The organism is Staphylococcus sp. FSL W8-1207 (genome assembly GCF_038003745.1).
GTDB classification, from domain to species: domain Bacteria; phylum Bacillota; class Bacilli; order Staphylococcales; family Staphylococcaceae; genus Staphylococcus; species Staphylococcus equorum.
On record NZ_JBBOPU010000001.1, the window covers coordinates 971,258 to 996,797 of the forward strand.

The following is a 25,540-nucleotide window of genomic DNA, read 5'->3' on the forward strand; positions in this document are numbered from 1 at the left end:
TATTAATAACCTTTCCAATTCACGAAGCGTTGGAAAGGTTATTTTATTTTTTTCATTTTATATTAAACAAACGACTGTTATAGTAGTGTTATTCAAAAAAATTAAACTTTATATCAATTAATTACAATAACATAGCCCCATTCCGTTAAAAAAACGTTATAATAAATAGAATTCTCATTAAATTATATCTATATACAACTACATAAAGGATAAACACTTTATTATTGAAAGCATGTATATGCTTGAATTGAACATTTCACTAAAGTAAAATAAACTAGGTAAATGAAAACAATCTGAAGGAGTCAGTACTTATGAATTTTAAAGAAATTAAAGAATTAATAGAAATTCTTGATCAATCTAGCTTGACTGAAATCAATATAGAAGATAAAGGCAACGTTGTTAATTTAAAAAAAGAAAAAGAAACTGAAATCATTACACCTCAAATTTCACAACAACCAATGCAACAAGGTTCACCGCAACAAGGTGTAATGTCAGCTCCTGTAAGCACGCAAAGTTCAGAGGAAGTAAATACAAACGCAGTGGAAGACAACTTACAAACAATTAACGCACCAATGGTAGGGACATTTTATAAATCACCATCACCTGAAGAAAGTGCATATGTACAAGTTGGAGATTCAGTTACAAACGAATCAACAGTGTGTATATTAGAAGCAATGAAATTGTTTAATGAAATACAAGCTGAAGTAACTGGAGAAATTGCTGAAATTCTAGTAGAAGACGGTCAAATGGTAGAGTATGGCCAACCGTTATTCAAGGTGAAATAATGAATAAAATATTAATTGCAAATAGAGGAGAGATTGCGGTAAGAATCATTCGTGCATGTCACGATTTAGGATTACAAACTGTGGCTATTTACTCTGAAGGAGATAAAGACGCTTTACATACTCAAATTGCTGATGAAGCATATTGCGTTGGCCCAACACAATCTAAAGATTCTTATTTAAATATCCCAAACATTTTATCTATCGCAACATCGACAGGTTGTGACGGTATACATCCTGGCTACGGATTTTTAGCGGAAAATGGTGATTTCGCTGAACTATGCGAAGCCTGTCAACTGAAATTTATTGGTCCAAGTTACGAATCTATCCAAAAGATGGGTATTAAAGACGTTGCTAAGGAAGAAATGAAACGCGCGGAAGTACCTGTTGTCCCAGGTAGCGAAGGTCTTGTAAAGGATATCAACGATGCAAAAGGCATTGTTGATAATATCGGTTACCCAGTTATTATTAAAGCAACTGCTGGCGGTGGTGGTAAAGGTATCCGTGTGGCTCGTGATGAAAAAGAATTGGAAACTGGCTTTAAAATGACACAACAAGAAGCGGAAACTGCATTCGGTAATGGTGGACTTTATCTCGAGAAATTTATTGAGAATTTCAGACATATAGAGATTCAAATCATGGGTGATAGTTTTGGTAATGTTGTCCATTTAGGTGAACGCGATTGTACAATACAACGTAGAATGCAAAAACTTGTGGAAGAAGCACCATCTCCAATTTTATCTGAAGAAAAACGTCAAGAAATGGGTAATGCTGCAGTCAGAGCAGCAAAAGCTGTTAATTATGAAAATGCAGGTACAATTGAATTTATATATGATTTGGATTCTAATGATTTTTACTTCATGGAAATGAATACACGAATCCAAGTTGAGCACCCAGTAACAGAAATGGTTACAGGTGTAGATTTAGTTAAATTACAATTGAAAGTTGCGAGAGGCGAAAAATTGCCATTCAAACAAAAAGATATCAAAATAGAAGGTCATGCAATGGAATTCCGTATCAATGCTGAAAACCCATATAAAAACTTCATGCCTTCACCAGGTCAAATCACTCAATATTTAGCACCAGGTGGCTTTGGCGTTAGAATTGAATCAGCATGTTATACTAATTATACGATTCCACCATATTATGATTCTATGGTTGCTAAGCTCATTGTACATGAGCCAACTAGAGAAGAAACGATTATGACAGGTATACGCGCTTTAAGTGAGTATCTCGTTTTAGGTATAGATACTACGATTCCATTCCATATTCGTTTGTTAAATAATGACATTTTCAAAAGCGGAGAGTTTAATACTAAGTTTCTTGAAAAATATAATATCATGGATGATCAAACTAAATAGGAGGTATGTGAAATGGTCAAAGTATCAGAAACCTCACATTCCAATTTAGGAAAAATAGAAATTGCACCTGAGGTATTAACAGTTATAGCAAGTATTGCAACAGCTGAAATAAAAGGTATACAAGGTCATTTTAAAGAATTAAAGAATAGTAGTATTGAAAAATTCACTAGAAAGCAACTGAGCAAAGGTGTTAAAGTTGATACAAGAGAAGATGGTATCTATATTGATATATATTGTTCATTGTCTTACGGTATCAATATTTCAGAAACAGCGAAAACAATCCAAAGTACTATTTTTAATTCTGTAACAACGATGACTACAATTGAACCTAGCCAAATCAATGTTCATATTACACATATTGAACCAACCAATTAAAATTATATAAGCAAATTTACTTTAAATACATTTTGTAGATATGTAATAACGAATATTTTAATGTATTTGTTATTACGTTTCTCAAATGATTTATAAAAATACAATGCTTGAAGGAGTTTATAATGAGTCGAAAAGAATCCAGAACACAAGCCTTTCAAACTCTTTTTCAACTTGAAATGAAAAATAGCGAATTAACAATTGAAGAAGCAATTAGTTTTATTAAAGATGAAAACCCAGACTTAGAATTCGATTTTATCAACTGGTTAGTAACTGGAGTAAAAGATCATGAAACGATTTTAGATGAAAAAATCCAACCACATTTAAAAGATTGGACACTAGACCGTTTATTGAAAACAGATCGCATTATCTTAAGAATGTCTACTTTTGAATTGTTACATAGTTCAACACCACAAAAAGTAATTATAAATGAAGCTGTTGAGTTAGCGAAACAATTCAGCGATGATGATCATTATAAATTTATCAATGGTGTATTGAGCAATATTGAATAAAAGAGTGATATAAAATGGCAGACTATTTAAGTGTTTCCGCATTAACTAAATATATTAAATACAAATTTGACCAAGACCCACATTTACAATCTGTATTGATTAAAGGGGAACTGTCTAACTTTAAAAAGCATAGCAGTGGTCATCTTTATTTCAATGTCAAAGATAAAAACAGTGTCATTAGTGCAATGATGTTTAAAGGCAATGCTTCTAAAATTGATTTCGATCCTAAAGAAGGTGATGAAGTACTATTAGAAGCACGCGTTTCTGTTTATGAGCGTAGAGGGAATTATCAAATCTATGTTAATAAAATGCATATTGACGGGGTAGGTAATTTATATCAAAAATTAGAACAATTAAAAAAGAAATTAACTAAAGATGGTTTTTTTGATCAAAATCATAAAAAGTTAATCCCTAAATTCCCCCAAAAAATAGCAGTGTTAACTGCAGGTACTGGAGCGGCAATTAGAGATATTCATACAACGATAAATAGTCGATATCCACTAGCTGAACAAGTTCAAATTAATACTTTAGTACAAGGTGAACAAGCTAAAAATGATATAGTCGAAAAGATACAACAGGCTGATCAATTAAATGTTGATACAATTATCATAGGTCGTGGTGGTGGTTCTATAGAAGATTTATGGAACTTTAACGAAGAAGATGTTGTGAAAGCAATATATTTTTGTGAAACACCAATCATATCCGCTGTTGGACATGAAACTGATTTTACATTAAGTGACTTCGTAGCTGATGTGCGTGCTGCTACACCAACACAAGCAGCAGTAATGGCTACACCAGATCAATATGAATTACGTCAATATTTAAAGCAAACGAACCTTTCACTCACCCGTTTTATCAAACAACATATGCAACAACAAAGAAAACACTTAGAACATGTATCTTCATATTACAAATTTCAAACACCAACTTTGTTATATGACCAACAAATTCAAAAACGTGATGACCTAGAAAAGCAGTTAAGCCTATCAATGAATTTGAGAATTAAAAATGAACAGCAACAATTACAACTATTAACTAATAAATTTAACTTGAAGAATTTCAAACAAAATATTAATAGAGAACAATTAACAAATAATCAAAAGCGCATAGATTTAAATAAAGTCATAAATAATTTTATTACCAATCAACAAAATAAACTTACTAGTAAACTAGAAAGCTTAAATAATCTCAGTCCAACAAACACAATGTTACGTGGCTATACAATTGTGAATAAAGATGATGATGTAATAACGAGTACGAATGACTTAGCTGAAAATGATAACATTGTATTAACGATGAAAGATGGCGTTGTTGATGCACAAGTTAAGAAAGTAAGGTGTAAAGATGAGTAATAGTAATTCACAAAGTTTTGAAGAAATGATGAAAGAACTCGAAGGCATCGTTCAAAAACTTGATAATGAAAATGTTTCATTAGAAGAATCATTAAATTTATATCAACGTGGTATGAAATTATCTGCCACTTGTGATGAAACATTAAAAGATGCTGAAAAGAAAGTTAATGAGCTCATGACTGATGAAAATGTTGAAAATGAGGAGACGATTGATAACGATGGCGAATAACAAAATGAATAATTTAATAGAAGAAATTAATCAAAAGTTATCTACAACTGTTCCAGAGTCTTCACTCAACACTAATATTGAAGAAAGTATGCGTTATTCTTTAGAAGCAGGCGGTAAACGAATAAGACCTGTCTTATTATTACTAACTTTAGATATGTTATCAAATGAATATAAATCCGGATTATCATCTGCCTTAGGTTTAGAAATAGTTCACACATATTCATTAATTCACGATGATTTGCCACCGTTAGACAATGATGATTATCGTAGAGGAAAACCTACAAATCATAAAGTTTTTGGCGAATGGAAAGCGATACTTGCTGGAGATGCGCTACTTACCAAAGCCTTTGAAATCATTACCAATGACACTAGTCTAACTGATACAGTTAAAATCAAACTGGTTAAACGTTTATCTTATGCGAGTGGGCACTTAGGTATGGTGGGTGGACAAGCATTAGACATGCAAAGTGAAGGCTCATCTATAGATTTAAATACACTCGAAAAAATTCATAAAGCTAAGACTGGTGAGTTACTTAAGTTTGCGGTTATGGCTGCAGTAGATATTGCAGAACCAGAGCAAGCTGTGGCAGATTTGTTAGAAACATACAGTGAACATTTAGGTTTAATGTTTCAAATTAAAGATGATTTACTGGATATCTATGGCGACGAAACAAAATTAGGCAAAGCAGTAGGTAGTGATATTGAAAATGATAAAAGTACTTACGTATCTTTATTAGGTCAAACTGGCGCAGAAGAGAAGCTGAAATTTCACTCTGATGCTGCATATCAGTGCTTAAATGAATTGCCAGAATCATATAATACTCAAGATCTTGAAAGTATTATTGAATTATTTAATAATCGTGAATCATAATACGACACTTTAGATAATTATTTATAACGTTTTCTACCTTTAAATATTGCTCAGTAGAAGAAAACAATTAACTGCTCAAGAAATCATGCTACGTATATGTAGTGTGATTTTTTATTGATTAAATATATATTATTCAATAATTATTCATCAATTCAATAATTTCTTTACATAATATACTAAATTTTCACAACAATTATATGTATGCTTTATAGTGACATTTTACTGATATATAGCATAATTAACGTAATATATTTAACGATATTTCGAATTAACTTTAGTAGTAGAATTCACATGCTTGTGGTAAAATAAATGTATAAATATTCGTTTATAGAGGTGCTATACATGGCTAAAAAATCAGTGAGACATATAAAGATACGAGAAATTATTTCAAATGAAAAGATAGAAACACAAGATGAATTGGTAAAGCGTTTAAATGAGTACGAGTTGAATGTAACTCAAGCAACAGTTTCAAGAGACATTAAAGAATTACAACTTATAAAGGTACCGACGCCTGCAGGACAATATGTCTATAGTTTGCCAAATGATCGAAAATATCATCCTTTAGAAAAATTAGGTCGATATTTAATGGATTCTTTTGTAAACATTGATGGAACAGGCAATTTACTAGTTCTAAAAACATTACCTGGTAATGCTCAATCAATCGGTGCAATTTTAGACCAAATTGACTGGGAAGAAGTTTTAGGGACTATTTGTGGTGATGATACTTGTTTAATTATCTGTAGAGATGATTCTGCGAGCGAAAAAATTAAGACACGCATCTTTAATTTATTATAAGTATAAGGAAGTGATATAAGGATGCTACAAACTTTATCTATTAAGCAATTTGCAATCATTGATGAATTAGAAGTGCATTTTGGTGAGGGCTTAACAGTATTAAGTGGTGAAACAGGCGCAGGAAAATCTATCATCATTGATGCAATTGGTCAACTCATTGGCATGCGTGCTTCTTCAAATTATGTAAGGCATGGTGAAAAGAAATCAATTATTGAAGGTATCTTTGACATCGATGAAAGTAAAGAAGCTATTTCCATTTTACGTGATTTATCAATTGATATAGACGAAGATTTTTTATTAGTTAAAAGAGAAATCTTTAGTTCTGGAAAAAGTATGTGTAGAATTAATAATCAAATTGTTACACTACAAGACTTGCGAAAAATAATGCAAGAATTGTTAGATATACATGGTCAACATGAAACGCAATCATTATTAAAGCAAAAATATCATTTACAATTATTAGATAATTATGCAGAGGATACATATAAACCTTTGCTTGATGATTATGTATCTACTTTTGATCAATATAGAGCTAAAAAGAAAGAGCTTGAAGATTTGCAAACTGCAGATCAAGCACTACTTCAGCGACTAGATTTACTTAAATTTCAATATGAGGAATTACAGGAAGCACAATTAACTGATGGAGAAGTTTCACAACTTGAAACAGACATTAAACGCATTCAAAACTCTGAAAATTTAAGCTTAGCTCTAAACAATGCACATCTAACATTAACTGATGAACATGCAATTACCGATCGTTTGTATGAGTTAAGTAATCAACTTCAGTCAATTAGTGATATCTTACCTGATAAATATGATCGACTTAAAGAAGATGTAGATCAATTTTATTACACCTTAGATGATGCGAAACATCAGCTATATGATGAACTCACAAATACTGAATTTGACGAACAATATCTTAATGAACTAGAAGCTAGAATGAACGTATTAAATAGCTTGAAACGTAAATATGGTAAAGATATTAGTGAACTCATTGTCTATCAAGATAAATTGGACGATGAAATCAACAAAATTGAGAATTATGAAGAGAGTACGTCACAATTACGTGAAGAAATAGAATCACTTTATGATAAAGTTTTCAGATTAGGTAAAAAATTATCTCAAGAACGTCGTGTTGTAGCTCAGTCGCTGCGAGACAATATTGTGGATGAAATTCAAAACTTACAAATGAAGGACGCGAACTTAGAAATTTCCTTTAAACCTTTAGATGCACCTAACCGTGAAGGCATTGAATTTGTAGAATTTTTAATTAGTCCTAATAAAGGTGAACCGCTTAAAAGCTTAAATAAAATCGCTTCTGGAGGAGAATTATCTAGAATTATGCTGGCGCTCAAAACAATCTTTGTAAAAACAAGAGGTCAAACAGCTATTTTATTTGATGAAGTAGATTCTGGTGTTTCAGGTCAAGCAGCACAAAAAATGGCTCAGAAAATGAAAGACCTAGCACAACACATACAAGTAATCTGCATTTCTCATTTACCACAAGTAGCTACAATGAGTGATCAACATTTATTTATTAGTAAAACTTCTAAAGATGATAGAACTACTACTCATGTTAAAGAATTATCCGGTGAAGAACGTATTGATGAAGTAGCAAGAATGATTTCCGGAGCTAGTGTTACTGAGCTTACGCGTCAAAATGCTAAGGAAATGATAGAACAAAATCATCTTAATGATTAATAATGCGAACGTATAAATACTACTTTACTTATATGGAAAGGTGTTGGTTTTCATGCAATATCAACATTTAATTAATCCGACTACAACTTTAAAGGGTAATATAGCCATTTTATATGCAAATGATGAAAAGATGCTCTCAGTCGTGACAGAAGCACTAACTTTAACAGATATAGAAGTGTTCTTATATGATACACATGATTTAACTGAAATCATAAGATCTTTTAATATAGATGCACGATTATTAAACAGAATTCACATTTATACATTTGAAGATGAAAATGAATTATTTAAACAATGTGCACAAGATTTATCACGCGGAAAAGTTTCGATATTAATGAAAGGTAATTTAACGTCTTCCTCATTATTATCTTTTGTTTTAAGTAATAAAAATTTCTTAGAAAATCATGGTTTTCTAAGTCATGTCGCATGTTTCGATATACCGAATTATCATAAAACATTAATGATGAGTGATGTTGCTTTAAACATTTCACCTTCAGTAGAAGAAAAGAGACAAATCATTAAAAATTTATCGCTATTTAGTAAGGCATTGGGTTATGAACAGTTTAAAGTAGGTTTATTATCATCTGTCGAAAAAGTTACAAGAAAAATATCATCTTCTACAGATTCTGAAAAAATCAAAAATATTTTTAATAGAGATTGGGATGATTATTTAATTGTTGACGGTCCTCTAGCTTTAGATAACGCGATAAGCATGGAAAGTGTTATTAAGAAAAATATTAAGTCTACAGTAGCTGGTGACGTAGATGCATTGCTTGTATCGCATATTGATGTTGGTAACGCGTTATACAAATCATTCACATACTTTGCTGATGCACGTGTAGCAAGTCTAGTTTTAGGCGCAAAATTCCCAATTGTACTTACTTCTAGAGCTGATAATAAACAAAATAAACTCGATTCATTGTTGTTAGCCCTAAAAGTTTTAAATTAACCTTGCTATGAAAGCCTCATTTTACTTGTTGCGATTAAAAATAGGTTATTAATTTTATATTTTGTCTATTTGATGTAAAATATAAGTGGATATTATAAATAGTTTAATATAATCCTTTTATGTGCGATGACTTTTCAATATTGACTACTTATTTCAAATTTGAATCTTGTAAACTAGCCGTTGCATAATAATAAATAAACTATGTTCTCTTAGCAGATAGAGTTAATACTTTCTATTTTATTTTCAATAAAGAAGGTGAGGCAATGTCTCAAATTTTAGTGCTTAATTTAGGAAGCACATCTTCTAAGGTTGCTATTTACACAGATGCGTATTGCAATTATAACGAAACAATACGGCATGATTTTGAAATTACTTCCTTAAATCTGATAGAGCAAATCAAACATCGACGATTTGAAATTGAACATTTTGTGAAAAAAGTAGCTGACGTAAATTTTAGCGACTTTGATGGAATTGCGTGTAGAGGAGGATTATTAAAACCTATACGTGGCGGTGTCTATACAATTAACGAAACAATGTATAATGATCTTCGAACATTTAAATACGGCAACCATGCATCTAATTTAAGTGGTGTTATCGGTTATGAATTAAGTCAAGATCTTCAAATACCTGTTTTTACAATTGACCCTGTAGTTGTAGATGAATTAATGGATATTGCTAGAGTTACAGGTATTAAAGGTATAAAACGAAGGTGTATTTTTCATGCATTAAACCAAAAAGCTGTTGCAAGCTTATATGCAAATACATCCAATAAAACATATAAACAAGTTAACGTTATTGTTGCGCATATGGGTGGTGGTATAACTGTTGGAGCACATAAACAGGGTCTTGTCGTTGATGTGAATGTAGGCTTGCTAGGCGAAGGTCCTTTTAGTCCTGAACGTGCAGGTTCGATACCAAATGATTTGTTATATGAATATGGCTATAAACGCAATTTTACACCACAAGAAATGAATCACTTTTTGAGCAAAAAAGGTGGTTTTGTTAATATGTTTAATACAAATGATTTAAAAGGGTTGTCACATAAATATGAATCAGATAATGATGTAAAACTAGCGTTTGATGCTTTAGCATATCAAGTCGCGAAGGCGATTGGCGAACGCGCAATCGTTTTTAAAGGAAACGTTGATCAAGTCATCCTTACTGGAGGACTGAGTTATAATAAAACACTAACATCCTTAATCCAATCTTATGTCGATTGGATAGCACCAGTAACAATTTATCCCGGTGAAAAAGAAATGGATGCTTTAGCGACTCGCACATCGCTTGTTTTAGAAGGTATAGAAAGTGCTAAAGTTTATAGTTAGGAGTGCAAGCATGTCAGAAGAAAAATATGATTTAGTAATATTAGGCGGAGGTACAGCCGGTTATGTCTCGGCAATCCGAGCATCTCAACTTGGCAAAAAAGTTGCACTTGTAGAAAAGTCATTACTTGGAGGCACTTGTTTACATAAAGGATGTATCCCGACAAAAGCACTTTTAAAATCAGCAGAAGTTATGCATACAGTTAAAAATTCAAGTGAATTTGGCGTTGATATAAACGATTTTAAATTGAACTTTTCACGCGTTCAGGAACGTAAACATGAAGTCGTAAATCAAATGTTTAACGGTGTGAAACATTTAATGGACCATAATAAAATAGATGTATTTAATGGTACGGGTCGTTTATTAGGACCTTCAATATTTTCACCACAAAGTGGTACTGTTTCAGTAGAATTTGAAGATGGTGAGTCAGAGTTAATCCCTAATAATAACGTGTTGATTTGTACTGGTTCTCAACCAATGGAACTACCATTTTTGCCATTTGATCATAATATCGTCCTATCTAGTGACGATATTTTAAATCTTGAGCATCTACCAAGTTCTATCGCAATTGTTGGAGGTGGTGTAATTGGTTTAGAATTTGCATCATTACTTGTAGATTTTGGTGTCGATGTATCAGTGATTGAAGCTGGAGAACGTATTCTACCAACTGAAAGTAAATCAGTAGCAAAAGTATTAAAGCAAGAATTAACTGAGCGCGGCGTAATGTTTTATGAAAATACGCAACTAGGTGAAGAAAATATTATAATTGATGAAAATAAAATTACAATAACCCTGAATGATGCATCAATTACATTCGATAAGGCTCTTGTTTCGATAGGTCGTAAACCGAATACTGATGATATCGGACTAAACAATACTAAAATCAAGCTGACTGATAAAAACCATATCACCGTCAATGAATATCAACAAACTGAAGATAAGCATATTTACGCTGCTGGTGATTGTATTGGTAAATTGCAACTTGCACACGTGGGTTCAAAAGAAGGGATCACCGCTATCGAACATATGTTTGAATCATCGCCACTACCGGTAGATTATCTAAAAATGCCAAGATGTGTTTATAGTAAACCTGAAGTAGCGAGTATTGGCAAAAATATAGAACAAGCCAAAGCAGAAAATATTAAAGCACGTGCAGTAAAAGTGCCGTTTAAAGCAATTGGTAAAGCGGTAATTGAGGAAACAGGAAATCAAAGTGGTTTTTGTGAAGTCGTAATCGATCAAGAAAATGATACTGTATTAGGACTGAATATGATTGGACCTCATGTTACAGAACTGATAAATGAAGTATCATTATTCCAATTTATGAATGGTTCAACATTAGAACTTGGTTTAACAACCCATGCACATCCTTCTCTTTCTGAAGTACTAATGGAATTAGGATTAAAAGTTGAGAATAGATCGATTCACGTTTAATAAGGAGGCAATAAAATGTTTGATTATAAATCAGTAGGCTTAGAAAAAGAAGACCTACAAGCAATGTACAAATGGATGGACTTAGGTCGTAAAATAGATGAACGTATGTGGCTACTAAATCGTGCAGGCAAAATCCCCTTTGTCATTAGCTGCCAAGGACAAGAAGCAACACAAATAGGTATGGCTTACGCTATGCAAAAAGGTGATATTTCGTCACCTTATTATAGAGATTTAGCACTTGTAACTTATTTAGGTATGACACCACTAAATTCTATGTTAGCTGCTTTTGGTAAACGTGATGATATCAACTCGGGTGGAAAACAAATGCCTTCTCATTTTGGTCAAAGTGACATAGGCATGCTTTCTCAAGGTTCTCCAGTAGGAACTCAAATTTTACACGCTGTTGGTGCTGCTTTATCCTTGAAAATGGATAAGAAACCGAACATAGCAATGACAACTGTCGGTGAAGGCAGTTCAAACCAAGGTGATTTTCACGAAGGTTTGAACTTTGCAGGAGTACATAAATTACCGTTTATTTGTGTAATCGAAAATAATAAATACGCGATTTCAGTACCTGATTCACTTCAATATGGTGCTGAAAAACTTTCTGACCGCGCCATTGGCTATGGAATACATGGTGAGCATGTGGATGGAAATGATCCAATAGCTATGTATAAAGTAATGAAAGAAGCTAGAGAACGCGCTTTAAATGGTGGTGGGTCAACACTTATTGAAGCTATGTGTACAAGAATGACTGCTCATTCATCTGATGATGATGATAAGTATCGTCCAAAAGAAGAGCGTGATGAACTTAAATCTTTAGATTGTAACCTTAAATTTAAAGCATTTTTACTTGAAGAAGGTTTTATTGATGAAGACTGGTTAGATGATTTAGAGAAAGAACATAAAGAAATAGTCAATCAAGCAACTAAAGAAGCTGAGCAAGCACCTTATCCATCAGCAGAAGAAACTTATACGCATGTTTATGAAGAAGGAGGCTCAAACAATGGCTAAATTATCCTATTTAGAAGCCATCCAACAAGGGCTAGACCAATCAATGGAAAAAGATAATGACGTTTTCGTATTAGGAGAGGATGTTGGCAAAAAAGGTGGTGTATTTGGCGTCACTTTAGGATTACAAGAAAAATATGGTGAAGCGCGTGTATTAGACACACCATTAGCAGAATCTAATATAGTTGGTACAAGTATAGGTGCTGCAATGTTAGGTAAACGTCCTGTTGCTGAAATTCAGTTTGCTGATTATATTTTACCAGCTACAAACCAAATCATTAGTGAAGCTGCTAAGATGAGATACCGTTCCAATAACGATTGGCAATGTCCGATTACAATTCGTGCGCCGTTTGGTGGCGGAATTCATGGTGCGCTTTATCATTCGCAAAGTGTTGAAGCGATATTTGCATCGACACCTGGTTTGACTATTGTTATTCCTTCTACACCTTATGATGCAAAAGGTTTACTATTGTCATCAATTGAGACGAATGATCCAGTGCTCTTCTTTGAACATAAAAAGGCATATCGCTTACTAAAAGAAGAAGTACCAGAAGACTATTATACTGTACCTATAGGTAAAGCGGATGTTAAACGTGAGGGCGATGATATTACTGTGTTCACTTATGGCTTATGTGTAAATTACTGTATTCAAGCAGCAGATATGTTATCTGAAGATGGAATTAATGTAGAAGTTGTTGACTTGCGAACAGTTTATCCTTTAGATAAAGAAACAATTATTGAACGTGCTAAATTGACTGGTAAAGTATTATTAGTCACAGAAGATAACTTAGAAGGTAGTATTATTTCTGAAGTATCTGCGATTATATCTGAAAACTGTTTATTTGATTTAGATGCACCTATAATGAGACTTGCTGGACCAGACGTTCCATCAATGCCATTTGCACCAACTCTTGAAGACGAGTTTATGATCAATCCAGATAAGATAAAAATTAAAATGCGAGAACTTGCAGAATTTTAAGGAGGCACAATCATGGAAATTAAAATGCCTAAACTCGGTGAAAGTGTGCATGAAGGAACAATAGAACAATGGCTTGTATCTGTAGGCGACACAGTTGAAGAATATGATCCATTATGCGAAGTCATCACTGATAAAGTGACAGCAGAAGTGCCGTCTTCATTTTCTGGAACAATTAAAGAAATTATAGTAGAAGAAGGCGCAACAGTAGCAGTAAATGAAGTCATATGTCTTGTTGATATAGGTGATGAATCTCAGGAAACGAACAACCCAATTACACATCAAGCAACAGAATCTAATGAAGCTCAAGATGTTGCTTCAAATGACATAGATGATAATGTGAATAATGCTTCAAATGAAAATAAACCTAAAAACAATGGTCGCTTTTCACCAGTGGTATTTAAACTTGCTTCAGAAAATCAAATCGAGTTATCTGAAGTGATTGGTACTGGGTTTGAAGGTCGAGTTACGAAAAAAGATATTGAAAAAGTAATTAAAAAAGGCACAAACAAAACGCCTTCAACAGTTGTAGCACCTAAAGATTCACCTAAAGTTACAAAACAAGCGTATTACAATGAACCTTCTCCAGGATCATCAATTCCAGTTAATGGCGTTCGTAAGCAAATCGCTCAAAACATGGTAAATAGTGTTAATGAAATACCACATGCATGGATGATGGTAGAATCGGACGCTTCAAATTTAGTGAAAACACGTAATTATCATAAGCAAAGCTTCAAAGATAGCGAAGGATATAATTTAACTTTCTTTGCATTTTTCGTAAAAGCTGTTGCAGAAGGCTTAAAAGCGTATCCACTGTTAAATAGTAGCTGGTTAGATTCAGAAATTGTTATGCATAAAGATATAAATATTTCTATAGCTGTCGCAGATGAAGACAAATTATATGTTCCTGTAATTAAAAATGCAGACGAGAAATCAATTAAAGGTATTGCCCGTGAAATTAATGAGCTTGCTAATAAAGCGCGTAACAAAAAATTACGCTCTGACGATATGCAAGGTGGTACGTTTACTGTGAATAATACAGGCACATTTGGTTCTGTTTCATCTATGGGTATCATCAACCATCCTCAAGCAGCAATATTGCAGATTGAATCTATTATTAAAAAACCTGTCGTAATTGATGATATGATTGCAATTCGCAATATGGTTAATTTATGTCTATCGATTGATCATCGTATTTTAGATGGCCTTCAAGCAGGTAGATTCATGAATTTTGTAAAAACACGTATTGAACAATATTCAATTGAACATACAAGCATATATTAATATATTTAACTCTGTAGAATGAGTGTGAGACTAAAGTTTCACACTCATTTTTCATTTAATTTGCTGAATTAACATATGTTTTATCAACCGTTCACGATATAATTTTTATGAATTTAAGCAATATTATTATATATAATAATCACACATGTTGAAGTATTGCGCATATATTAGTAGAATAAAAGTAATAATTCAGAAATGAAAGGTGACGTTAATATGGATTTAAATTTTGATTTATATATGACTGATGTTGTTAATCAAGCAAGAAATGAAATAGAACAAGCTGGATATGAGCAATTAACATCTCCAGAAGAAGTAGATAAAGTATTACAGCAAGAAGGAACGACACTTGTGATGGTTAACTCAGTATGTGGTTGTGCTGGAGGTATCGCTAGACCAGCAGCAACACATGCTCTACATTACGATAAAACACCTGACCGCCTTGTAACTGTATTCGCTGGTCAAGACAAAGAAGCAACACAACAAGCAAGAGATTATTTTGAAGGTTATGCACCATCAAGTCCATCATTTGCATTAATCAAAGATGGTAAAATTGCTCAAATGGTAGAACGTCACCAAATTGAAGGTCATGACGTAATGGATGTCATCACTCAATTACAAAACACATTCGACACTTATTGTGACGAAAAATAGAGGGACTAACACATGACACGTTTGAATCCATACCGCATCGGATTTAGAACGATAAAGACTGCAATTGGAATGGCACTAGGTATTATTATTGCAAAATTAATCGGTTTAGATAATTTTGCATCTAGTGCCATTTTAGTGGTTCTTTGTATTAAACATACAAAGGTTCATTCGCTACAAGCAATTGTATCTCGTTTTGTATCTTGTCTTATGATACTAGCACTTGGCTCTATTGTTTTTAATTTATTAGGACAAAACGCAATTGTTTTAGGTATTATTGTACTACTTTTTATTCCTTTAACTGTTGTATTTAAAGTTCAAGAAGGTGTTGTTACAAGTTGTGTTATCTTACTTCATGTTTTCAATGCTAAAACGATTGACATGGATTTATTTTTCAATGAAATTATCTTATTAATTGTTGGGCTCGGCATCGCATTCTTAATGAACGTTATTATGCCAAGCTTAGATAGTAATTTAAAACAATATAAACAACAGATTGAAAATCAATTTACTGAAATTTTTCAAATGTTCAGTAAAGCTTGTAAAAATCCAAATCCCAGCTTAGATATATCTTTTGAAAAGTTAAAAGTTACGATTCGCAAAGCTAAATCAATCGCATTTAGAGATGTTAAGAATCACTATGTTAGAAATGAAAATTCTTATTATCATTATTTTGATATGCGGGAAGAACAGTTAGAACTATTACGAAGAATGGCTCTAATCCTTCAAAATATTGAAACCAAAGATTGCTTATTATCCAAAATATCTAATTTATTTGCTGAAGTAGGAACAAATGTAAATAGTAATGATTATACTGCGTTAAGATTGCATTCGTTATATGAAATTCGAATAGAATTAAATGAATTAGACTTACCTACATCACATGAAGCTTTTCGAACGCGTGCAAACCTATTACAACTTTTAAATGAACTTGAATCATATTTATTATTAAAATCACAATTTGGATCATTAAGATTACATAATGATTCTAAAATCACAACAACCTAAATATAAAAGCCATACAAAATTCTTATAATTTAAGGATTTTGTATGGCTTTTATTCATTTTTGTAACTGTATTCTTCGACTATGCATATATTAGTGATTTATCGCTTTAAATAATAAAATAACGTTTAGTTAAAAATTGATGCTTTCAAAATCCATTATGATTAATTCACTAATGGAACAACGCTTGTCAATACCAGTGCAAGAATAATAGCTACTAACATAACTATAATAATAACTCTTAAAACTTTGTTGTTACTCACAGATGATTCCTCCAAATCTAGAATATGGAATTAAAAAATAGATAAAGCACACTGTAAATATCAATATAATTCAATTACAACATATTCAATTTTAAACTATTTTATAATAATATTATATCATATGAATCCTCTAGAATTGAAACATATTAGTTTTGCTTACGGACACATTTCGTTACACTTAAACATAAAGCATATAAAAAATGGAATGGGGATTTTCAAATGATAAATAAACAACGACTCCTAGCTACTTTTTTGGAATTAGTGCAAATTAATTCTGAGAGTGGGAATGAGATTGAAATTCAACAGTTACTCAAATCTAAATTTGCAAACTTAGGGTTAAAGGTAGTTGAAGACAATGCTGGGCAACATGAAAATTTGGGAGCAAATAATTTAATTTGCACATTAGAAGCAACGACAAATGATGACAATATAGATAATATCTATTTCACAAGTCATATGGATACAGTTGTGCCGGGGATTAATGTAAAGCCAATAGTTAAAGATGATGGTTATATCTATTCAGATGGAACTACGATTTTAGGTGCTGATGATAAAGCTGGATTAGCTACTATTTTAGAATTAATTTACATATTAACTGAACAAGACATAGCACATGGTAAGATTCAATTTGTACTTACTGTTTCGGAAGAATCTGGTTTGGAAGGGGCAAAAGCATTAGATACATCTTTACTCGATGCTAAATACGGCTATGCTATCGATGCAAGTGTAGACGTAGGAACAACTGTTATCAATGCTCCCACACAAATGAAAATCAATACTACAATTCATGGCAAAAAGGCTCACGCGAGTGTACCTAACAAGGGTGTAAGCGCGATTAATATTGCCGCTAAAGCTATAAGTGCGATGAAATTAGGTCAAATAGATGAATATACGACAGCTAATATAGGACGTTTTGAAGGCGGGTCTGCAACAAACATTATAGCTGACAAAGTAACACTTATGGCTGAAGCTCGATCACATTCAGACGAAAGTATAAATGCTCAAGTAGCTCATATGAAATCTATTTTTGAAGAAACAGCAGAAAAATATGGTTGCTCAGCTACAGTTGAAATTATTAATAGTTATCCTGGCTTTAAAATTTCACAAGATGCCATAGTTACTAACGTAGCTAAAGCCAGCGCAATTGCATTAGGATTAACACCGAACACAGTTATGGCTGGCGGGGGATCTGATGGTAATATAATTAATCAATTGGGTATACCTACTGTCATCTTAGGTGTAGGTTACGAACACATACATACAACTGAAGAACGTATGTCAATTAATGCTTTAAATCTTCTAGCAGAACAGCTTATAAAAATAGTTGAAATAACTACTCAAAAATCTGAAAACTGATTAAGTGAATATGAGTGATGCTTTGTGATACAATATATGAGAAAACTTTAATAAGAGAGGTTAGTTAAATGACACAACAAATTGGTGTAGTAGGTTTAGCCGTAATGGGTAAAAACCTTGCTTGGAATATTGAATCACGAGGATATAGCGTTTCAGTTTTTAACCGTTCATCTTCTAAAACAGATGAAATGGTAACAGAATCTGAAGGTAAAAATATACATCCGACGTACTCTATAGAGGAGTTTGTGAATTCTCTAGAAAAACCCCGTAAGATTTTATTAATGGTGAAGGCAGGACCAGCAACAGATGCAACAATCGATAGCTTATTACCATTACTAGATAATGATGATATTTTAATCGATGGTGGTAACACTAATTATCAAGATACAATCAGACGTAATAAAGCACTAGCTGAAAGTGGTGTTAACTTCATCGGAATGGGCGTTTCTGGTGGTGAAGTTGGTGCGCTTACTGGTCCTTCATTAATGCCTGGTGGACAACAAGAAGCATTTGATAAAGTTAAAGACATTGTAGAAGCAATCTCTGCTAAAGCTGAAGATGGCGCTGCATGTGTAGCTTATATTGGACCTAATGGTGCCGGTCACTACGTTAAAATGGTACACAATGGTATTGAATATGCAGATATGCAATTAATTGCTGAAAGTTACGCAATGATGAAAGACTTACTTGGTATGTCACATGAAGAAATTTCACAAACATTCAAAGACTGGAATGCTGGTGAACTTTCAAGTTACTTGATTGAAATCACTGGTGACATCTTCACTAAATTAGATGATGATGGTAATGGTCCATTAGTTGAAAAAATCATGGATACTGCTGGCCAAAAAGGTACAGGTAAATGGACTTCTATTAACGCTTTAGAATTAGGTATTCCATTAACAATTATTACTGAATCAGTATTTGCACGCTTTATTTCTTCAATTAAAGAAGAACGTGTGAATGCTTCGAAACAATTAAATGGACCAAGTACTAAATTTGAAGGAAACAAAGAAGAATTCCTTGAAAAAATCCGTAAAGCACTATATATGAGTAAAATTTGTTCATACGCACAAGGCTTTGCTCAAATGAGAAAAGCTAGTGATGACAATGAATGGAATTTAAAACTTGGAGAGCTTGCTATGATTTGGCGTGAAGGTTGTATTATTCGTGCACAATTCTTACAAAAAATTAAAGAAGCATATGATAATGATACAGAATTACAAAATCTATTATTAGATCCATACTTCAAAGATATCGTAACAAACTATCAAGATGCATTACGTGATGTTGTAGCTACTGGTGTACAAAATGGTGTTCCAACACCAGGTTTCTCTGCAAGTATTAACTATTATGATAGTTATCGTTCAGAAAACTTACCAGCTAACTTAATTCAAGCTCAGCGTGATTATTTTGGTGCGCATACTTACGAACGTAAAGACCGTGAAGGCGTATTCCATACACAATGGATTGAAGACTAATTCACATCTTCATATAACATTATAAAAGACGTGAAGCTACTTCGCGTTTGAAACTACTAGCAAAGTCTACGGACTTTACTAGTAGTTTTTTTATGCAGATTTTCAAAATCAGGCTTACTATTACATTGAGTTAGCAATTAATGTAATTTCTAAAAAAATTTAATCCATAATTACAAAAAACACCAACTATGTGCAATCGTTTGCACAAATCCTTTGACTTTCCTTTTATACTTACTTATCATTATAATTATAGACTTGAAAACGCTCCACTTATACACATTAGCAAAGGATGACTTAATCTTGATAACTATAAAGGATGTTGCGAAAGCAGCAAATGTAGCTCCATCGACAGTTTCACGTGTCATCAGTGGTAACAATCGTATAAGTGATACCACTAGATGAAAAGTATTGTCGGTGATGAAAGAACTAGGCTACCAACCAAATCATGCAGCTAGGACCTTAGTTACAAAAAAATCTAAAACAATAGGTATCATTCAAAAAAGCGGACGTAATGAAACAAGACAAAATCCATTTATCATAGATGTCCTTTCAGGTATATATAAATCATGCAAAGCACATGGTTATGCAACAATATCAACCACAAATGAACAATACGAAAATATAGAATTAGAAGTAAGTCACATGATTTCTTATCATGCAGTAGATGGGTTTATTTTATTATACTCAAAAGAAAACGATGTGATAGAACAGATACTCACTCAACAAAGTATGCCATACGTCGTGGTGGGGAAACCTTTATTAGATAAACAAATCATTCATATAGATAACAATAATGTTGAAGCATCTGAGCAATTAACACGCTATCTCGTAAGTCTAGGGCATACTAAGTTCTTATTTTTAGCTGAACGTGGAAATTATGAAGTTGTTAAAGATCGAATCGAAGGATTTACCAATGTTCTTAAACAACATACACAAAAAGGCCTTATTGAATATTTTGATATGAATTACCAAAGCATAAAATCATACTTTCATCATTTACTCACACATAACGAACTACCTTCAGTCATTATTACATCAGATACGATGTTCAACCATATTGTTCTTAGCGTATTGTATGAATTACAAATTCGTGTACCAACAGATTTACAAACAGCAACCTTCAATGATTCATACTTAACTGAATTTGCAGCGCCACCACAAACTGCAGTCAATATTCATCCTGACTTATTAGGTGAATCAGCAGGCGACGCAATCATTCAATTAATTAGCGGAGAACATATTGTCGATTTTAACAAAGTTATTCCAACAGATATTATCAAAAGGGTATCAACTCAATATTTAAAAAAGGAGCAATAATATGAATAAACAGTGGTGGAAAGAGGCAGTAGCTTATCAAGTTTATCCTAGAAGCTTTAACGATTCAAATAACGATGGGATTGGTGATTTACAAGGGGTTATTGAAAAACTAGATTATATACAAGATTTAGGTATCGATATCATCTGGTTAAGTCCGATGTATAAATCACCAAATGATGATAATGGTTATGATATTAGTGATTATCAAGATATCATGGATGAATTCGGAACGATGGAAGATTTCGATCAATTGTTAGATGGTGTACACCAACGCGGTATGAAACTCATTCTAGATTTAGTAGTCAACCATACATCGGATGAACATCCATGGTTTATAGAATCTAAATCTAGTAAAGATAATCCAAAACGAGACTGGTATATCTGGAAGGATCCAAAAGCTGATGGATCTGAACCTAATAATTGGGAAAGTATATTTAATGGTTCTACATGGGAATATGATAAAACAACTGGTCAATACTATTTCCATTTATTTAGTAAAAAACAACCTGATTTAAATTGGGAGAATAAAGACGTTAAAGCAGCTGTTTTTAACATGATGAACTGGTGGTTTGAAAAAGGGATTGATGGCTTCAGAGTGGATGCAATTACCCATATTAAGAAAACATTCGAAGCTGGGGATTTACCAGTTCCTGAAGGCAAAACATATACACCCGCGTTTGACGTAGATATGAACCAACCTGGCATACATGATTGGTTACAAGAAATGAAGGATGAATCCTTAAGTCATTATGATATTATGACAGTAGGTGAAGCAAATGGTGTGAATCCTGATAATGCTGATGAATGGGTCGGTGAAGACAAAGGTAAGTTTAATATGATTTTCCAATTTGAACACTTAGGTTTATGGAATACGGGGGATATTAAATTTGATGTTAAAGCATATAAAGATGTGTTAAATAGATGGCAAAAAAAACTTGAAGATATAGGCTGGAATGCATTGTTTATAGAAAATCATGATCAACCTAGACGTGTATCTACATGGGGTGATGATGAAAGATTTTGGTATGAGTCAGCTACAAGTCATGCGGTTGTATATTTCTTACAGCAAGGCACACCATTCATATATCAAGGACAAGAAATCGGTATGACAAATTATCCATTTGAAAGTGTGGAAACATTTAACGATGTTGCAGTAGTGAATGAATATAATATTGTTAAGGCTCAAGGTGGCGATTTAACCGAACTATTAAACAAGCATAAAATGGAAAATAGAGATAATTCTCGTACACCAATGCAATGGTCTAACGGTATAAACGGTGGTTTTTCTGAACATGAACCTTGGTTCCCAGTTAACCCTAATTACACTGAAATTAATGTATCATCACAGCAACAGGATTCAAATTCAATATTGAATTTTTACAAATCTCTTATACAACTGAAAAAATCACATGATATTTTTACGTATGGTACGTTCAATCTGATAGATGCTGAAAATGAACATGTATTTGCTTATATTAGAGAATTAGATGGGAAACGTGTACTTGTAGTAGGAAACTTAACTGATAAGTCTGCCACATTGGAATTCAATGAAACGATAAATGAAAATAATATTGAATTGCATAATTACAAAGACAACAAATTAAATTTAAATGCATTACGTCCATTTGAAGCTTTTGTAATAGCTTTATAAAAAATTATTATATTTAAGTCTACAAAAAACCTCTAACGATATTTGAATTATTTTGAATTCAAATTATGTCAGAGGTTTTTATAGTTCGTTGTCATGATATTGTTCTTGATCTACAGGCATCCATAGCTGAACTTTAGTCACAGCATCATCAAAAGATAATTCCAAGGGATAAACTTCCACATACAAGCTGTTATGCTCATATGGCAAGGTCATTTGAAGACTTGTTTCGATGTAATACCAAGCTTCGTTAATGACATAGTCTAAATCACCTTGTAAGTTAAATTTAGCATATTGTCTTTCAGGTAGGAAACGGCTTTCTAAGTGAGCAGGGTATCTTTCACTTGGTACACCCACAAATATTTCCATGCCTTGATCTAGTGGACAGTTAACTACGAATAACTCATGTGGACTTACATCATTATAACGTTCAAGCTCTTTTATTTTTCCATCGACTAATAAATCTTCTAAAAAATCAGGCACTTTATATGGATTTTCTAATTCATCTGCATCTAAAAATTGATTGTAACCTACTAATGACAAGCCTTGCGTATCTTCTAATCTGTAATTATAAGGTGCAGTTTCTGTTGTTGTCAGTTTTATATAAAGTCTTGGTTGCATTTTAAGTTCTTCGCGTTTGGTATTAACTTGGATGGGTGACACCCCATGAAAATCACTGAAATCATTGGCGAAGGCGTTTGTATCACTATAATTGTATTTTTTAGCTACATCCACTAAACGACTTGAACCACTAATAATCTCTTTTGCTGCTAAAGTCATTCTACGTGACCTCGCATATTCACTTGGAGACTGACCAACAATCATTTTAAATGATTGATCAAGATGATAAGGTGAAAGACCAACGTAATCACTGAGTTCTTGCAAATGAAAAGGCTCTAGCAAATGATCTTCTATAAAAACAATTGCCTGTTGTATTTGCTTGATAACGTCCAAAACTTTCACTCCTAATTTTCAAATGACTCATTCGTCATCATTGCTTTTAAATTTATTGTTGGAAAACGTTAGCATTGTTTACCTAATTAATTATATTCTACATCATTTCACTTATACTTACATCTCAAAAATATTGAATAGAGTAAAATGTAAATAAGTAAAGTTGTAAAATTTATGTAATTTACTCAATAGATTAAATCATAACACAAAAAAAGGTTAAGAAAAAAGCAACAACACAAGTGATGTTTTACACTTGTGCTGTTGCCTTATGTTATAGAAAGATAAACATCTTAATGAATATCGTCCCACCAATGGAAACCATCTCTACTTAAGAGTAATTCACTTTCTAATGGACCGTTTGATCCCGCTTCATAGTTCGGGAATTCAGGTTCATTTTGGTTCCATTCTTCTTGTATTGCATCTACAAATTTCCAAGTAGATTTTAACTCTTCCCAATGGGTAAAGTTAGTAGCATCACCATTTAGACAATCAAATAATAAATTCTCATACGCATCGACAGTATTCATTTTATCTTGTGCACTCATTGCATAAGATAATTGAACAGGTTCTGTTTCAATCCCCTGAACATTTTTCTTCGCATTTAAATGTAATGATACACCTTCATTAGGTTGGATGTTGATGACAAGTAAATTTGAATCTAATTTTTTATCTGTTTCATAATATAAATTCATAGGAACTTCTTTAAACTCTACAACGACTTGAATCGTTTTACTCTTCATTCGTTTACCTGTTCTAATATAAAATGGCACGCCAGCCCATCTAAAGTTATCGACAGTCAATTTACCTGAAACGAAAGTAGGGGTTGTGGAATCTTCAGCAACACGTTCTTCATCTCTGTAACGTTTTACTTTTTGACCATCAATTGTACCTTCGTCATATTGACCGCGAACAAAGTTTTGACGAACTTCTTCTGATTCTAATTTACGCAATGATTTGAGCGCTTTAACTTTCTCAGCTCGTATATCTTCACTGTGTAAACTAATTGGTGCTTCCATTGCTAATAATGCAACCATTTGTAACATATGGTTTTGAACCATATCTTTTAAAGCACCACTTGATTCATAGTAACCACCCCTATCTTCAACACCTAATACTTCTGAAGATGTTACTTGAATGTTAGAAATGTACTTATTATTCCATAAAGGTTCGAACATCGCATTTGCGAAACGAAGTACTTCTATATTTTGTACCATGTCTTTACCTAAGTAATGGTCAATACGATAAATTTCTTCTTCTTTAAAAGAACGACGTAATTGTTCATTAAGTTGCTCTGCTGACTCTAAATCTGTGCCGAATGGTTTTTCGATAACTAAACGTTTGAAACCAGTAGTATCGGTTAATCCAGATGATTTCAAATAATCAGAAATCACACCAAAGAAATTAGGAGCCATAGCAAGGTAGAATAATCTATTACCTTGAAGTTGGAACTCAGTATCTAATTTATTACTCACTTCTAGTAATGATTGATAACTTGCTTCATCACTGACATCATGTTTATGATAAAACACATGTTCCATAAATTTATCAAGATGTTTTGTATCTTTAACATGTTCTTGAATTGATGATTTCACTTGACTACGGAAATCATCGTTTGTTAAGTCTCTTCTACCTATCCCAATGATTGCAACTTGTTCATTTAAGTTTTCTTGTTGATACAAATGGAATAATGATGGAAATAATTTTCTGTGACTAAGATCACCAGTTGCTCCAAAAATTGTTATTAAGCATGGAATATCTTTGTTTCTAGTATTCAAGATCAAAACCTCAATTCTTTTTATAAATCTCTATTTATTATAGACCAATATTCAGTATTGTTCCTACAATTTTGCTCGGAAGTATTTAATTTTAATATATTTTTTATTCTTTTGTGTGATAAAATGTGAACAAGAAGAGGAGGCA

General features: G+C 32.7%; 25 protein-coding genes. 22 read left to right on the forward strand and 3 right to left on the reverse strand.

Annotated elements, in window-relative coordinates; translation table 11 throughout:
* Positions 1-311 precede the first annotated feature (311 nt).
* The 17 genes from accB to NSR03_RS05005 all read left to right on the forward strand — a co-directional run bounded on the left by accB (position 312) and on the right by NSR03_RS05005 (position 16,608).
* Complete coding sequence (gene accB, locus NSR03_RS04925) at positions 312-785, forward strand: acetyl-CoA carboxylase biotin carboxyl carrier protein (RefSeq protein ID WP_021339242.1); 474 nt, start codon at positions 312-314, stop codon at positions 783-785.
* Positions 785-2,143: an acetyl-CoA carboxylase biotin carboxylase subunit gene (gene accC / locus NSR03_RS04930; RefSeq protein ID WP_021339241.1), complete on the forward strand. Its 1,359-nt coding sequence runs from the start codon at positions 785-787 to the stop codon at positions 2,141-2,143. The genes accB and accC overlap by 1 nt, the downstream gene beginning before the upstream one ends.
* Positions 2,144-2,155: 12 nt before the next feature.
* Positions 2,156-2,518 (forward strand): Asp23/Gls24 family envelope stress response protein, encoded by a 363-nt coding sequence (locus tag NSR03_RS04935; RefSeq protein ID WP_021339240.1) that lies wholly within the window; start codon positions 2,156-2,158, stop codon positions 2,516-2,518.
* Between the two features lie 122 nt (positions 2,519-2,640).
* A complete protein-coding gene (nusB, locus tag NSR03_RS04940) occupies positions 2,641-3,027 on the forward strand; it encodes a transcription antitermination factor NusB (protein WP_002507522.1) in 387 nt (128 codons plus the stop codon).
* Between the two features lie 14 nt (positions 3,028-3,041).
* Positions 3,042-4,379 carry an exodeoxyribonuclease VII large subunit gene (xseA, locus tag NSR03_RS04945; protein ID WP_021339239.1) on the forward strand — a complete coding sequence of 446 codons (1,338 nt, stop codon included), beginning with the start codon at positions 3,042-3,044 and terminating at the stop codon, positions 4,377-4,379.
* The gene (locus NSR03_RS04950; protein WP_002507524.1) at positions 4,372-4,608 is read left to right on the forward strand and encodes an exodeoxyribonuclease VII small subunit; all 237 of its coding nucleotides are present in this window, start codon (positions 4,372-4,374) and stop codon (positions 4,606-4,608) included. The genes xseA and NSR03_RS04950 overlap by 8 nt, the downstream gene beginning before the upstream one ends.
* Positions 4,598-5,479 carry a polyprenyl synthetase family protein gene (locus tag NSR03_RS04955; protein WP_021339238.1) on the forward strand — a complete coding sequence of 294 codons (882 nt, stop codon included), beginning with the start codon at positions 4,598-4,600 and terminating at the stop codon, positions 5,477-5,479. The genes NSR03_RS04950 and NSR03_RS04955 overlap by 11 nt, the downstream gene beginning before the upstream one ends.
* Positions 5,480-5,821: 342 nt before the next feature.
* Positions 5,822-6,274 (forward strand): transcriptional regulator AhrC/ArgR, encoded by a 453-nt coding sequence (gene ahrC / locus NSR03_RS04960; RefSeq protein ID WP_002507526.1) that lies wholly within the window; start codon positions 5,822-5,824, stop codon positions 6,272-6,274.
* Between the two features lie 21 nt (positions 6,275-6,295).
* Positions 6,296-7,975 carry a DNA repair protein RecN gene (gene recN, locus NSR03_RS04965; protein WP_021339237.1) on the forward strand — a complete coding sequence of 560 codons (1,680 nt, stop codon included), beginning with the start codon at positions 6,296-6,298 and terminating at the stop codon, positions 7,973-7,975.
* Between the two features lie 52 nt (positions 7,976-8,027).
* On the forward strand, positions 8,028-8,924 hold the full coding sequence (locus tag NSR03_RS04970) for a phosphate acyltransferase (RefSeq protein WP_021339236.1): 897 nt from the start codon (positions 8,028-8,030) through the stop codon (positions 8,922-8,924).
* Between the two features lie 263 nt (positions 8,925-9,187).
* Positions 9,188-10,249, forward strand: a complete 1,062-nt coding sequence (gene buk, locus NSR03_RS04975) for a butyrate kinase (protein ID WP_021339235.1) — start codon at positions 9,188-9,190, stop codon at positions 10,247-10,249.
* Positions 10,250-10,259: 10 nt separating this feature from the next.
* Complete coding sequence (lpdA, locus tag NSR03_RS04980) at positions 10,260-11,681, forward strand: dihydrolipoyl dehydrogenase (RefSeq protein WP_021339234.1); 1,422 nt, start codon at positions 10,260-10,262, stop codon at positions 11,679-11,681.
* A 15-nt stretch (positions 11,682-11,696) separates the two neighbouring features.
* Positions 11,697-12,695 (forward strand): thiamine pyrophosphate-dependent dehydrogenase E1 component subunit alpha, encoded by a 999-nt coding sequence (locus NSR03_RS04985; RefSeq protein WP_002507531.1) that lies wholly within the window; start codon positions 11,697-11,699, stop codon positions 12,693-12,695.
* Positions 12,688-13,671: an alpha-ketoacid dehydrogenase subunit beta gene (locus NSR03_RS04990; protein ID WP_002512442.1), complete on the forward strand. Its 984-nt coding sequence runs from the start codon at positions 12,688-12,690 to the stop codon at positions 13,669-13,671. The genes NSR03_RS04985 and NSR03_RS04990 overlap by 8 nt, the downstream gene beginning before the upstream one ends.
* 12 nt (positions 13,672-13,683) lie before the next feature.
* Positions 13,684-14,952: a dihydrolipoamide acetyltransferase family protein gene (locus tag NSR03_RS04995; protein WP_021339232.1), complete on the forward strand. Its 1,269-nt coding sequence runs from the start codon at positions 13,684-13,686 to the stop codon at positions 14,950-14,952.
* 213 nt (positions 14,953-15,165) lie between these two features.
* The gene (gene brxB, locus NSR03_RS05000; protein ID WP_002507534.1) at positions 15,166-15,603 is read left to right on the forward strand and encodes a bacilliredoxin BrxB; all 438 of its coding nucleotides are present in this window, start codon (positions 15,166-15,168) and stop codon (positions 15,601-15,603) included.
* A 12-nt stretch (positions 15,604-15,615) separates the two neighbouring features.
* Entirely contained in the window at positions 15,616-16,608 is a 993-nt protein-coding gene (locus NSR03_RS05005; protein WP_021339231.1) for an aromatic acid exporter family protein, read from the forward strand.
* A gap of 160 nt (positions 16,609-16,768) precedes the next feature.
* Here NSR03_RS05005 and prli42 read toward each other — a convergent pair whose 3' ends face one another.
* Entirely contained in the window at positions 16,769-16,867 is a 99-nt protein-coding gene (gene prli42 / locus NSR03_RS05010; protein ID WP_002512439.1) for a stressosome-associated protein Prli42, read from the reverse strand.
* 219 nt (positions 16,868-17,086) lie between these two features.
* On the opposite strand from prli42, the gene NSR03_RS05015 reads away from it, so the two are divergent.
* The 5 genes from NSR03_RS05015 (at position 17,087) to NSR03_RS05030 (ending at position 22,669) form a co-directional block, all read left to right on the forward strand.
* Positions 17,087-18,223: a M20/M25/M40 family metallo-hydrolase gene (locus NSR03_RS05015; RefSeq protein ID WP_065367451.1), complete on the forward strand. Its 1,137-nt coding sequence runs from the start codon at positions 17,087-17,089 to the stop codon at positions 18,221-18,223.
* 68 nt (positions 18,224-18,291) lie between these two features.
* The gene (gene gndA, locus NSR03_RS05020) at positions 18,292-19,701 is read left to right on the forward strand and encodes an NADP-dependent phosphogluconate dehydrogenase (RefSeq protein ID WP_021339229.1); all 1,410 of its coding nucleotides are present in this window, start codon (positions 18,292-18,294) and stop codon (positions 19,699-19,701) included.
* A 300-nt stretch (positions 19,702-20,001) separates the two neighbouring features.
* Positions 20,002-20,103 carry a LacI family DNA-binding transcriptional regulator gene (locus NSR03_RS14440; RefSeq protein WP_231111033.1) on the forward strand — a complete coding sequence of 34 codons (102 nt, stop codon included), beginning with the start codon at positions 20,002-20,004 and terminating at the stop codon, positions 20,101-20,103.
* A gap of 15 nt (positions 20,104-20,118) precedes the next feature.
* Positions 20,119-21,018 (forward strand): LacI family DNA-binding transcriptional regulator, encoded by a 900-nt coding sequence (locus NSR03_RS05025; protein WP_021339228.1) that lies wholly within the window; start codon positions 20,119-20,121, stop codon positions 21,016-21,018.
* 1 nt (position 21,019) lies between these two features.
* Positions 21,020-22,669: a glycoside hydrolase family 13 protein gene (locus NSR03_RS05030; protein WP_340719182.1), complete on the forward strand. Its 1,650-nt coding sequence runs from the start codon at positions 21,020-21,022 to the stop codon at positions 22,667-22,669.
* 78 nt (positions 22,670-22,747) lie between these two features.
* Here the strand turns inward: NSR03_RS05030 and NSR03_RS05035 are convergent, their stop codons facing one another.
* A complete protein-coding gene (locus NSR03_RS05035; RefSeq protein WP_002507540.1) occupies positions 22,748-23,620 on the reverse strand; it encodes an AraC family transcriptional regulator in 873 nt (290 codons plus the stop codon).
* 290 nt (positions 23,621-23,910) lie between these two features.
* Positions 23,911-25,395, reverse strand: a complete 1,485-nt coding sequence (gene zwf / locus NSR03_RS05040) for a glucose-6-phosphate dehydrogenase (protein WP_002507541.1) — start codon at positions 25,393-25,395, stop codon at positions 23,911-23,913.
* Positions 25,396-25,540 lie beyond the last annotated feature (145 nt).